The organism is Tenacibaculum halocynthiae (assembly GCF_964512825.1).
Classification (GTDB): domain Bacteria; phylum Bacteroidota; class Bacteroidia; order Flavobacteriales; family Flavobacteriaceae; genus Polaribacter; species Polaribacter halocynthiae.
The window spans coordinates 378,084-391,440 of sequence record NZ_CAZELG010000028.1 but is presented as its reverse complement, the minus strand read 5'-3'; the positions used below and the strand labels follow the sequence as shown (position 1 = coordinate 391,440).

The 13,357-nt window shown below is 28.5% G+C and carries 12 protein-coding genes; all 12 read left to right on the top strand.

What is annotated here, in order from left to right; genetic code table 11:
- The first annotated feature begins 43 nt into the window (after positions 1-43).
- Positions 44-562, top strand: coding sequence for a glutathione peroxidase (locus ACKTTQ_RS10975; protein ID WP_093872041.1), 519 nt, complete (start codon positions 44-46; stop codon positions 560-562).
- Positions 562-960 (top strand): DUF2452 domain-containing protein, encoded by a 399-nt coding sequence (locus tag ACKTTQ_RS10970; protein WP_408049223.1) that lies wholly within the window; start codon positions 562-564, stop codon positions 958-960. Before ACKTTQ_RS10975 ends, ACKTTQ_RS10970 begins: the two co-directional genes overlap by 1 nt.
- A gap of 3 nt (positions 961-963) precedes the next feature.
- On the top strand, positions 964-1,449 hold the full coding sequence (locus tag ACKTTQ_RS10965) for an SRPBCC family protein (RefSeq protein ID WP_408049222.1): 486 nt from the start codon (positions 964-966) through the stop codon (positions 1,447-1,449).
- Entirely contained in the window at positions 1,439-2,728 is a 1,290-nt protein-coding gene (locus tag ACKTTQ_RS10960; protein ID WP_408049221.1) for a cryptochrome/photolyase family protein, read from the top strand. Before ACKTTQ_RS10965 ends, ACKTTQ_RS10960 begins: the two co-directional genes overlap by 11 nt.
- 94 nt (positions 2,729-2,822) lie before the next feature.
- The gene (locus ACKTTQ_RS10955) at positions 2,823-4,325 is read left to right on the top strand and encodes a pyridoxal phosphate-dependent decarboxylase family protein (protein ID WP_113787077.1); all 1,503 of its coding nucleotides are present in this window, start codon (positions 2,823-2,825) and stop codon (positions 4,323-4,325) included.
- Position 4,326: 1 nt separating this feature from the next.
- Positions 4,327-5,655 (top strand): lysine N(6)-hydroxylase/L-ornithine N(5)-oxygenase family protein, encoded by a 1,329-nt coding sequence (locus tag ACKTTQ_RS10950; protein WP_408049220.1) that lies wholly within the window; start codon positions 4,327-4,329, stop codon positions 5,653-5,655.
- Positions 5,652-6,824, top strand: a complete 1,173-nt coding sequence (locus ACKTTQ_RS10945; protein ID WP_408049219.1) for an MFS transporter — start codon at positions 5,652-5,654, stop codon at positions 6,822-6,824. Before ACKTTQ_RS10950 ends, ACKTTQ_RS10945 begins: the two co-directional genes overlap by 4 nt.
- Positions 6,825-6,826: 2 nt before the next feature.
- Positions 6,827-9,250: a GNAT family N-acetyltransferase gene (locus tag ACKTTQ_RS10940; RefSeq protein ID WP_408049218.1), complete on the top strand. Its 2,424-nt coding sequence runs from the start codon at positions 6,827-6,829 to the stop codon at positions 9,248-9,250.
- The gene (locus ACKTTQ_RS10935) at positions 9,250-9,837 is read left to right on the top strand and encodes a GNAT family N-acetyltransferase (RefSeq protein WP_113787079.1); all 588 of its coding nucleotides are present in this window, start codon (positions 9,250-9,252) and stop codon (positions 9,835-9,837) included. Before ACKTTQ_RS10940 ends, ACKTTQ_RS10935 begins: the two co-directional genes overlap by 1 nt.
- The gene (locus ACKTTQ_RS10930; RefSeq protein WP_299133749.1) at positions 9,837-11,654 is read left to right on the top strand and encodes an IucA/IucC family protein; all 1,818 of its coding nucleotides are present in this window, start codon (positions 9,837-9,839) and stop codon (positions 11,652-11,654) included. Before ACKTTQ_RS10935 ends, ACKTTQ_RS10930 begins: the two co-directional genes overlap by 1 nt.
- Positions 11,655-11,657: 3 nt before the next feature.
- Positions 11,658-12,239: a nitroreductase family protein gene (locus tag ACKTTQ_RS10925; RefSeq protein WP_299133750.1), complete on the top strand. Its 582-nt coding sequence runs from the start codon at positions 11,658-11,660 to the stop codon at positions 12,237-12,239.
- 2 nt (positions 12,240-12,241) lie between these two features.
- Entirely contained in the window at positions 12,242-13,357 is a 1,116-nt protein-coding gene (locus ACKTTQ_RS10920) for a heparan-alpha-glucosaminide N-acetyltransferase domain-containing protein (protein ID WP_113787082.1), read from the top strand.

Here is a 13,357-nt window from a genome sequence, read left to right as displayed (position 1 = left end):
GCTTCAAATAAAACAACAACTTTTTTTAAAATTATTTATAATTATGTCAATTTTTAGTTCATCAGTAAAAGCACAAACGTTAGAACCAAAAACTTCGGTTTATGATATTAAAATAAACGATATAAATAACAAGCCTATTGATTTAGGTATATACAAAGGAAAGAAAATATTATTTGTAAATGTAGCATCAAAATGTGGATTTACAAATCAATATAAAGGTCTACAAGAGCTATATAATACACATAAAGAGAATTTAATGATTATAGGAATACCTTGTAATCAATTTGGAGGTCAAGAACCTGGAAATTCTTCAGAAATTCAATCCTTTTGTGAACTTAATTATGGAGTAAGTTTTCTCATGACTGAAAAAATAAATGTAAAAGGAGAAAAGCAACATCCTTTATATACTTGGTTAACCAAGAAATCTTTTAATGGTAAATCTAATTCATCTGTAAAATGGAATTTTCAAAAATATTTAATAGATGAGAATGGAAGGTTTATTGATTATTTTTATTCAACAACAAGTCCTACAAGTTCAAAAATAAAAAAACACTTAATATAGTGAGTAAAAAGCCAGATAATATTGTATTCAATGAAGAAACAAATACGTACGATGCGTATTTAAAGCCTTATGCTACAAACCTATCTTCTCCAGTTATTAAAATTACTGATAGTATAAGTTGGAAAAAGCAAAACATTTATAAGGCAAACAATCAATTCAAAGCCGAATATGACGAATTAAAAAAAGCATATCAATCATTGATGAACAAATATCAATACAATGATATTGTATATAATGCAAAATTTAGTTTTGAACCTATTGTAGGAAAAGAGTATCATTTGTATAGAAGGAAAGGAGATGATCTTTTTTTATCAATATTAACTCCAAATGAATGTAATTTTAATTTTGTTGGTAGCTTTAGATTAACTCCAGACAAAATATGGCAAAAAACCACGTAAAAAATGTTAGAATTTAAAGAGCACTCCGGAATATATACATTAGAAACTGAACAAGTTTTAAATGTAAGTTTAAAAGAAGCATGGAATTTTTTTAGTTCTCCAGAAAACTTAGAAAAAATTACACCTTCACATATGGGGTTTCAAATTACTTCATCTGTAGATAAAAAAGCATATGCTGGTCAAATAATTACATATAAAGTAGGAATTTTACCAGGTATAAAACAAAATTGGGTAACTGAAATAACACAAGTAAAAGAACAAGATTTTTTTATTGATGAGCAGCGCTTCGGTCCTTATAAAATGTGGCATCATGAACATTGGTTTAAAGAATTACCTAATGGTAAAACAGTAATGAATGATAAAATATCGTATAAAATACCTTTTGGTTTTTTAGGAGTAATTGCTCAGGAAATATTTATTAAAAAACAATTAACTACTATTTTTGAACATCGTTTTAAAACATTAGAGACATTATTTAATGAACAATAAAATTTCTATTCATTGGTTTCGAAGAGATTTGAGACTCGATGATAATACCTCTTTATATCATGCTTTGAAAGCTGAAAAATTAGTATTGCCTATATTTATTTTTGATGATGAGATTTTAGATAAATTACCTAAAGATGATGCTAGAATAACTTTTATATATAATTCCTTAAAAGAAATTCAGCTAAAATTAAATGCTTTGGGAAGCTCTATTCAAATAAAGAAAGGTGATCCATTTTTAGTTTGGAAAGAATTAATAAAGGAATATGACATTGAAAGCGTTTTTTTTAATAAAGACTATGAACCTTATGCGCTTAAAAGAGATCAAAAAGTAACTGATTTATTAGAGCTAAACAATATTAAAGTTAATAAGTATAAAGATCAAGTTATCTTTGAAGAACATGAAGTTCTTAAAAAAGATAATACTCCTTATACTGTTTATACTCCTTATAAAAATCAATGGTTAAAAAAATTCGACACAAAAAATAATGCTAAATATTTTGATTGCAATGAATATTATAAAAATTATTTATCAATTAAAATTACTTTTCCAAGTATTGAAAGCTTGGGTTTTACTATAAGTAATATCAAAGTAAAACCATACTCTATAGATAACTTATCTAATTATGAAGAAGTAAGAGATTATCCTTTTATACAAGGAACTTCTAATTTATCACCTTATTTGAGATTTGGTCAGATTAGTATTCGTAAAATGGTTATTCATGCTTTAAAAACTAATAGTACTTTTTTAAGTGAATTAATTTGGCGAGAGTTTTTTATGCAAATCTTATATCATTTTCCTAAGGTAGTTACTCAAAATTTTAAATCGAAATATGATGCTATTCCATGGAGGAATAATAAAGAAGAATTTGAAAAATGGTGTAAAGGAGAAACTGGATATCCTATGGTAGATGCAGGTATGAGAGAATTGAATGCCACCGGTTATATGCATAATAGGGTTCGCATGATTACTGCAGGTTTTCTATGTAAGCATTTGTTAATTGATTGGAGATGGGGAGAGGCGTATTTTGCTTCAAAGTTATTAGACTATGAATTAGCATCAAATAATGGTAATTGGCAATGGGCTGCAGGTACTGGTTGCGATGCTGCACCTTATTTTAGAGTTTTCAATCCGGAAACACAATTAAAAAAGTTTGATAAAGAGTTAATTTATATTAATAAGTGGATTATTGATTTCAATGAATTAACGTATCCAAATACTATAGTAGAACATAAATTTGCTAGAGAAAGAGCTATAAGTACGTATAAGAACGCACTATAACTTTTCACGTCATTTTTTATCACACTTTCGTCATTTTTACTATTACTAACGTCATAATTTTGTCTTAACTATTATTAAGACTAAATAAAAATAAATGACACTAGACGAAACCCCCGTACTCGTTGATTCATCACTTTATGAAGGAATATTAAGTGATGAGTCATTTGGGAAAATAGAAGAGTACACTATATCAATAAACAATGTTTTAAAAGAATTTTATAAAAGAAAAACTTTTTACAAAGGGGATAATATAACAGCAATCAAGCAACATAAAATAGATGCTAAGATTGACGATAAAACATATACATTTAAAGAAGCATTAGAATCTCTTAACGAACTTTATATAGATAATGCAATATCATTTCATAGTCCCAATTATGTAGCTCATTTAAACTGCCCTGTAGTTATTCCTTCAATATTAGCAGAAACTATTGCATCAACTATAAATACAGCAGTTGAAACTTGGGACCAAAGTACCTCAGCAACATTTATAGAACAAGAAGTTATTCGTTGGATATGTAATGAGTTTTCAATGCCAATTAACTCTGATGGTATTTTTACCAGTGGAGGAACGCAATCAAATTTTATGGCTTTATTAATGGCAAGAGATAACTATGCTTTTGCAAATTATGGAGTTAACTTAAAACAGCAAGGTTGGTTTAATGAAGTAAGTAAGTTTAGGATTTTTTGCTCAGAAAAATCTCATTTTAGCATTAAAAAGAATGCAGCTTTATTGGGAATGGGATATGATTCAGTTATCGCAATAAAAACTGATAGTGAAATGAAAATGGATGCTAATGAATTAGTATTAGCAATTGAAAAAGTTAAACAAGAAGGTAATATTCCAATTGCTGTAGTTGCTACTTTAGGTACAACAGATTATGGAAGTTTTGACCCGTTAGAAACAATTTCAATTATAGCAGAAGAGCATAATATGTGGTTGCATGCTGATGGTGCTTATGGTGGGTGTTTTGTGTTAACTGATACTCATAAACATTATTTTGAAAATATGAAGTCAGTAGATTCTATAACTATTGATTTTCATAAAACTATGTTTCAACCTGTTTCTTGTAGTGCTTATCTTGTTAAAAACAAAGAACATTTTAAATATGTGTCATATTATGCTGATTATTTAAACCCACTAGAAGATAAAGACCCTGAACGACCAAACCTAATAGAGAAGTCTATTCAAACTACAAGAAGATTTGATGCTTTAAAAGTTTGGTTTACTTTAAAAACATTGGGAGCAAAAACAATAGCTTCATATTTAGAAAAAGTACATTTTTTAGCAGTTACTATTTATCATGAAATAAAGAAAGATATACTATTTGAAACTGTTCATGTACCTGAGTTAAGCACAATTGTATTTAGATATAAAGTATTAAATGAAACTGATAATAAAGTGCATGATGCTACAAACTTATACATCAAAAACACATTATTTAAATCAGGTAGTGCTTCAATAGCAAGTACAAAACTACAGGGGAATATTTATTTAAAGTTTACGCTATTAAACCCTATGAATTCAGTTAAAAATCTCCGTGAAATTTTAAATATGATCAAACAAAAAGGAGAAGAATATTCAATAAATAATTAAAATGAAAGAAATATTAGATTTTATAGCAGTTGGTGTTGGCCCATTTAATTTAGGTTTAGCTTGTTTAACTGATCCAATTGATGGAGTAGAAGGGATTTTTTTAGATAAGCAAGAGAGATTTGATTGGCATCCTGGTATGATGTTACAAAGTACCACGTTACAAATTCCTTTCATGGCAGATTTAGTAACATTAGCAGATCCAACAAGTCCATTTAGTTTTTTGAATTATAGTAAAGAACAAGGAAGAATATACTCATTTTACATTCGTGAAAACTTTTTGCTATTAAGAAATGAGTATAATAAGTATTGTCAATGGGCAATAAATAAATTACCTAATATTTATTTTAATACTGAGGTAAAGAATATTCATTTTAACGAAGAAGAAGAAGTTTATGTAGTTACAAGTCAATGTACTAAAACAGATGAAATTAAAACTTATAAAGCTAAGAAAATTGTTTTAGGAACTGGTACGCAACCATACATTCCTAACTGTGCTAAAAAATTAAAAGATAGAGCTACACATTCATCAAAATATTTGAATCATAAAGATGAATTACAAACTAAAAAATCAATTACAGTAGTAGGAGGTGGACAAAGTGCTGCAGAAATATTTTATGATTTATTACAGGATATAGATACTAAAGGATATGAATTGAACTGGATAACAAGATCTCCAAGATTTTTTCCATTAGAGTATTCTAAACTTACTTTAGAGATGACTTCTCCTGAATATGTTGATTATTTCTACAATTTACCATCAGAGAAAAGAGATGATTTGATTAAAAATCAAAAGCATTTATACAAAGGTATAAATCAAGATTTGATTAATGATATTCATGATTTATTATATACTAAAAGATCGTATTCTGAAAAACCTTTAAAGGTATCACTAAGAACTAATACCGAGCTTAAAAACACAATTGTAAAAGAAAATCAAACTCTTTTAGAGTTACATCAAGTAGAGCAGGATAAATATCTTAAAATTAACACAGAAGGTCTGGTTTTGTCAACAGGGTATTATTACAAGTTACCAGAGTTTATAGAAGGTATTTCAAATAGATTAGAATGGGATAATAAGGGGCGTTATGATGTACATAGAAATTATAGTATAGATAAAAACCATAATGAGATTTTTGTGCAAAATGTTGAGCTATATACACATGGTTTTGTTACTCCAGATTTAGGTATGGCTTGCTATAGAAATTCATATATAATAAAAGAGATAACAGGTAAAGAATATTACCCAGTTGAAACAAGTATCGCTTTTCAACAATTCGGTGTAAATGAAGAAGAAGAAATTGAAAAACCTTTAAATGTAGTAGTCGAATGAAGTTGAAATCATTTTTAATACTAATGACGTTTATAGCGGTAGTAAGTGATTATTTATTACACCCTTTTTATCCTCAGTTTTTTGCTATCCGCTTTGGAATGACCAATCCAGAAAATGTAGGTTTTTATTTTGCAGCAATTTGTTTTATGGTAATGATAGCGTTTCCGTTTTGGGCATATATATCAAAAAAAGTAGCTGAGCTTAAAATATTAATTTACACACAAGCTATAGCTGGTGTTTTAGCACTTTATTGTTATTGGACGAGTTCTTATATAAGTTTTTGGATAGTGTCATTAATAATGGTTTTGTTTAAAGGTAGCTATTTATTAGTATATCCATATATACTTAAAATAATTAAAAAGGAAGAGCATGTATCAACTATTGGTTTATTATCTGTAATTGTTCATTTGGGCGGAATCTTAGGAGCCGTAATTGGAGGTTTTACAGTTGATTATATTGATCCTAGTTCAATATTTTTAATTATGGCACTTGGTGATTTTATTCAAATGTTGATGAGCGCTTATTTATTAAAAAGTAAAAAGTTTAATACTACTGTTATAATTTCAGCTGAGAATAAAAAAGAAAAAAACTCACTATCAAATGGATTAATATTAAAAATTGGGTTGTTAACGTTAATTCTTTATTTCAGTGATTTTATAATTCGCCCATTTTTTTCAATGTACTGGGAAAGTTTTTCTAATTATGATTCAAAATTAATATCAGGTACAATTTATGCCATACCAGGGTTTGTTGCCCTAATAGCATTATGGATTAGTAATAAGCAAAAATCGAATGGATATGAAGGTATTATAATGGCTTTACTTATAGGTTTAGTCGGTTTGTTCTTACAGGGAATACCATTAGATAGTGTAGTTATTGTAGGAAGAATTATTTACGGATGGGCTATTTTTCAAGGAGTAGTAAAATTTGATGTTTTATTATTTGAAATGAGTACTCCCGAATCGTATGCATTAGATTATAGTAAGGTTCATTTTTTTCAAAATTTAGGAGTTTTAATAGCATCATTAAGTGTTGGTCTAGTCGTTGAAAATTTTGGATTACGCTTACCTTTTATAATTGCTTTGTCTGGTTTTATAGTAACAATTGTGTTATATATTTTCATTTTTAAATTAGTTTATGTACCCAAAAACATTGTTAAAGCTTCTTAAACATGAATAAAGAAACACTATTTTCAAAAAGTATTCCTGATTTAGGAATAATTACTATTCGTGCATTTGATATAAAAAAAGATAGCATCATACTTCATAACTGGGTAAATAAAGACTATGCTGTTTTTTGGGGAATGCAAAATACTTCATTAAAAGAAGTAGAAGAGGAGTATGTAAAGTTAATGGAACCTGAACATTATGATGTTTTCGTAGGAGAGTTTAATAATGAAATAGCTTTTGTTTTAGAACGATACAATCCACAAAAAGATAGTATAACGAATTATTATAGTTCTAAAAGTACAGACTGTGGGGTTCATATTATAATAGCTCCTCCAAAACTTCCTAAAATTGATCATTTTACATGGTACATGTTTCAATGTATTATGGATTTTATTTTTTCTAATAAGAATATAGAAAGAATACTGGTTGAACCAGATATACGTAATAAAAAAATGTTTGCCTTATGTCAAAGAATAGGTTTCACTTTAAATAAAATTGTTGAATTACCACATAAAACAGCACAGTTAGCTTTTTTAAATAGACAAACATATAGTAAACACATAAAGTTATTTACACCTTCAAAACGTAGTGCAATGAATACATTAGATAATGTGGTATCACCACAACAAGCTATACAACATATACAACCAAAAGTTTGGCAACAGTCAAATAAATTATTGGTTAAAAAAGCAATTTGTGAATTTTCTCATGAATTACTAATAACACCAACATTAGTTTCATCATTAAAGAATGGATGGAATCAATACCTAATTAAAACAGATAATGAAGCAATAGAGTATAGGTTTGAAGCAAAGCAATTGGCTTTAAATCATTTAATGATAAATGAAGAAACAATTCTTAAAACTGAAAGTGGTGTAGAACTAGAATTAGATGCTATTTTATTTATTAAAGAATTTAAATCTACTTTAGGAATAGATAATGAAAAGATGCCGGTGTATCTTGAAGAAATCATAAGTACATTATATGGAAGTGCTTTTAAAATAGTAAAAGGAAATCCAAGTGTTAAAGAACTTGCAGCAGCCGATTTTCAAACAATTGAGCAATCTATGACCGAAGGACATCCTGGATTTGTAGCTAACAATGGACGTATTGGTTTTGATAGTAGTGATTATAGATCATATGCTCCAGAAGCAGGAAATTCATTTTCACTTTTATGGTTAGCAGGCCATAAAGCAAAAGCAGTATATGCAGCTATTGAAAAACTGCCTTATAAGGAATTAATAGAGCAAGAGTTAGGGATTGATACTATTAATCATTTTAATGAGCTTATTACCGAAAAAGGATATAACTCTGATGATTACTTATTTATACCAATTCATCCTTGGCAGTGGTTTAATAAGTTGGCTACCATATTTGCCCCTGAAATAGCAAAAGGAGATTTATTATGTTTAGGGTATGGTCCTGATCAATATTTAGCACAACAATCAATAAGAACACTTTTTAATATAACTAATCCAAAAAAATTTTATACGAAATCCGCACTCTCCATTTTAAATATGGGCTTTATGAGAGGCTTACCTTTATATTATTTAGGAACGGCTCCTAAAATGGCTGTTTGGTTAGAAAACTTACTTTACAATGATTCATTTATTCAAGAAACAGGATTTAAAATGTTAAGTGAAATAGGTTCTGTAAGTTATGTAAACTCTTATTTTGAAGAATTCGGAGTTCATAACGATTATAATAAGATGTTAGCTTCATTGTGGAGAGAAAGCCCTTATATGGCTATTTCCGAAAACCAAAAGCCAATAACTATGGCTGCTTTACTACATATAGATCAATATGGAAAGGCTTTATTACCAGAAATTATAAAAAGCTCTGGGTTAACAATAGAAAATTGGTTAAAAGATTATTTCAAGGCTTATTTAAGTCCATTAGTGCATTGTTTTTATCAATACGATTTAGTTTTTATGCCTCATGGAGAGAATATAATTTTAGTTTTAGAAAACAATAAACCAGTAAAAATTCTATTAAAAGATATAACAGAAGAAGCAGTTATTTTAAATCCAAATGTTGAGTTACCTGAACACTTAAAGAGAATGTATGCTCCTGTTCCAGAAGATGTTAAATTACTTTCAATTTTCACAGATATTTTTGATGGTTTTTTTAGGTTTTTAACTCCAATACTTGAAGAGCATATTGGTTTTTCAGAGCAAAGTTTTTGGAAACTAGTTGCTGAGAATTTACAAGAATACCAAAATGCGAATCCTCAGTTTAACGACAAGTTTAAAAAATATGATTTATTTGCTGATACATTTAAGTTGTCTTGTTTAAATAGACTACAGTTAAATAATAATAAGCAAATGATAGATTTAGATGACCCCGTTGTATTACTTCAATTTGCTGGGAATTTAATAAATCCAATAGCAGTATTTAAAAAAGAAAATCAATTAGAAGAAGTATAATGACAACGCATATTGAACAGCAACTTTATAGTAGAGATATACTAGATGTAGGTGTTATTTCATTACGTCCAATACATCTTGATAAGGATATTGATACTATATATAAATGGATTACTAATCCTCATGCAAAATATTGGGGTATGTTAACATCTACAAAAGAGGAAGTATATGAGGCTTATTATGAAATAGAAAAGAACCCTCACCATCATACTTATATTGGAATGTTAGATAATGAGCCTATATTTCTAATGGAACGTTATAAAGCTTCAGAAGATATAATTGGAAAACACTACCATGCTCATTTAAATGATTATGGTATGCATATTCTGGTAGCGCCGGTAAAACAAAGAATACCAAAATTTACATGGTATGTATTTTCTACAATCATCAATTATTTTTTCAGCTTGCCTTATGTAGAAAGAGTAGTGGTAGAGCCAGATGTACATAATACCAAAATACATATACTTAATAAGAAAGCTGGTTTTGTATATCAACATGAAATAAAACTGGCAAGTAAAATAGCCGCTTTAGCTTTTTGCACTAGAGAAACTTATAAAAAAGCGTTAATAAAATTAACAGAGAAATAATGGATTCAACAATATCATATATAGAGCCTAAAACTTGGAGTATTGTAAATAAATTATTGGTAAAAAAAGCGATCAGTGAATTTTCTCACGAGCTTATTTTTATCCCTAAAAAACATACTAATAAAGAAATTTTCAATACGTATAGTATTACTTCAGATAATGGTAAACATACCTATTATTTTGATGCCAGAAAATTTGAGCTAGATCATTGGTATATAGAGGTGGAAAGTATTCAAAAGTATATAAATGAACAAGAAGAGACTGTAGATGCTATACGGTTTATTACTGAGTTTCAAAAGAAACTTCAAATACCTAATGGATTTCTAGCTACTTATTTAGAAGAAATTACAAGTACATTAATTAGTTCAGCATATAAATATAAAAAACAAAAATTTTCATCAAAAGAATTAGCCTATAAAAGTTTTCAAGAAATTGAACATGCTATGATTGAAGGACATCCTTGTTTTGTGGCGAATAATGGTAGAATAGGGTTTAATATAAATGATTACGAAAAATATGCACCAGAAACAGATAATCCTTTTAAAATTTACTGGATAGCAGGACATAAAAAATATGCTACTTATACAGCTACTGAAGAGTTTGGGTACAGTAAGTTATTAGGAAGTGAGTTGGGAGAGAATAAGCTTAAATCGTTTAATGAAAAATTAATAAGTCTAGATTTAGATATTGCAGATTATGTATTTATGCCTGTTCACCCATGGCAATGGAACAATAAGTTAATACATGTTTTTGCAGGTGATATTGCTAACCAAAATATAGTTTTCTTAGGTGAGAGTGATGACGAGTTTTCTGCTCAACAATCTATAAGAACTTTATTTAATAAAACTCATCCAAACAAGCTATATACAAAAACTGCTTTATCTATTTTAAACATGGGGTTTGTGAGAGGACTTTCGCCATATTATATGAAAAGTACACCTCATATAACGAAATGGATAAATAACCTGTTAAAAGATGATACGTATTTAACTACAAATGGTTTTACTATGTTAGGTGAGGTAGCTACGGTTGGGTATCATAATCATTACTATGAGGCATTGGGTAAAACAAACCCTCATAATAAAATGTTATCAGCTCTTTGGAGAGAAAGTCCGTACACTAAAATTACTTCAGATCAAGAAGTAGTAACAATGGCAGCATTATTACATGAAGATTATTCTAGGACTTCTTTATTGGTTGAATTTATAAAAGCATCAAAATTGAATGTAAATACATGGATAGAGAAGTACTTAAAAGCATACTTAAGCCCATTGTTACATTGTTTTTATAAATATGAAATGGTGTTTATGCCTCATGGTGAAAATTTAATACTAGTATTAGAAAATCAAGTACCTGTTTATGTATTAATGAAAGACATTACGGAAGAAGTAATTGTTTTCAATGAAGAAATACATTTACCAGAACATGCAGATAGGTTATTTACAAAAACAACAGATAAAATGAAAGTACTGTCCATTTTTACAGATGTATTTGACTGTATTTTCAGGTTTATGGCACAACAGTTAGAAACCTATGGAGGCTTTTTAGAAGATAATTTTTGGGAATTGGTAGCAGATTGTATTTATTACTATCAAAATGAACACCCAGAATTGACCACAAAATTTGAAAAGTACAACCTTTTTGTACCAGAGTTTGATAGATGTTGTTTGAATAGATTACAATTATCTAATACAAAACAAATGCTAAGCTTAGCTGATCCAATTCAAAGTTTAAAATTGGAAGGAGTTTTAAAGAACCCAATAGCTAAGTATGTAAATAAAGATATTAAAAAAGAAGTACTAATAGAGGCTAAGTAGACTATGTTATTTAAAGAGTTAACAAAGGTTATTCAAAAAAGAAGAAGTCATTATGCAACTGATTTTTTAGATAAGAAAATAGCAAAGAGTACCATTGAAGAAATTGTAAACAATGGTATTTGGGCACCAACACATAAACTAACACAACCTTGGAGGTTTGTAGTTTTAGAAGGAAAGCATCATAAGAGTTTAGGAAACTATATGGCAAATTATTACAGAGAGTTATATGATGATGAACAATTTTCTACAGAACGATTTGAAGAAACAAAAACATATCCTAAGAATGCCACATTATTGGTTTTGATATTTCAACCAAGTAGTAGATTTCAATTACCAGAGTGGGAGGAAGTAGCCGCTATTTCGTGTGCAGTACAAAATATGTGGTTAAGCTGTACAAGTCTTAATATTGGTAGTTATTGGGATACTGGAGAAGCAACTATAAATTATGTAAATAACTCAATAAAACTTGAAGAAAATGAAAAGTGCTTAGGAATTTTTTATATGGGATATCTAAAAGAAAATTTACCCAAAGTAAATAGAAAAAGAAAACCAATATCAAAAAAAATAAGCTGGCATAAACAATAATAATGGAAGCAAAAACAAAAAATAATAAAAGAGTAGAAGCAATTGATTTTGTACGTGGAGTAAGTGTATTATTAATGATACCTGTACATGTAATGATTGTGTATTCTACAATGGATACTTGGAATACTAGCATGCTAGGAAAAATAATTCAAGTTGCAGAAAAAGGAACTCCAATGTTTTTAGTAGTAATGGGGTTATCATTTGTTTTCTCAGGAAATCTAAGTATGAAAAAAATACTTATTAGAGGAATACGAATTTTAATGCTAGGATACCTGTTAAATCTTATGCGATTTATAATTCCTATGGTCGTATTTGGAGGTTTTCCAGAAGATTTTATAAAAGCTAATGGATTAACTCCAGGAGATCCTAAAAACTATATTTTTTATACGCTGTTAGGTGACATATTACAATTAGCAGGTATATCTTTAATAATTATGGGGATTATCATTAAAGTAATTAAAAATAAATATGCCGCTTTAATTTTAGCGTTAATCATAATGCTAACATCAAGAGCAGTTAGTGGATTCAGGTTTGATATTATAGGTATCGATTATATATGTGATTTATTATGGGCAAAAACCTATAATGTTTACTTTCCAGTGTTCCCATGGATGTCGTTTATTCTAATAGGTTTATTCTTTGGTATGTGGTACAAAGAACAAAACTATGACTTACGTTTTATGTTTGGTAAAATGTTACCATACGGATTAGGAATGCTCTTATTTGGAGGAGGATTATGCTATATAAACTATGAATATCACTTTGGAGATTACTACCATTTAGGACCTGGAGGAACCATTGTATTAATGGGAATAAATCTTCTATTAATTTGGTTTGGAAATATCATTGTAAAGCATATTAACCCTAAAGTATTTTCAGTTATAAAATATGCTAGCAAAAACGTTACTTCTTTCTATTTTATTCAATGGGTAGTAATTTACTGGGGAATCCTGTTTTTTGGATACTCTCAACAGTCTCATCAATTGAAAATACTAGCAATTATAGTAGTATTTACTTTAATAACATTTACTGTTTTGTGGTTTAAAAATATAATTCAAGAAGCGATTAAACAAAAAAGAGTAGAAGAGTTAAATGAGAAACAAATAGCAATTAAATAA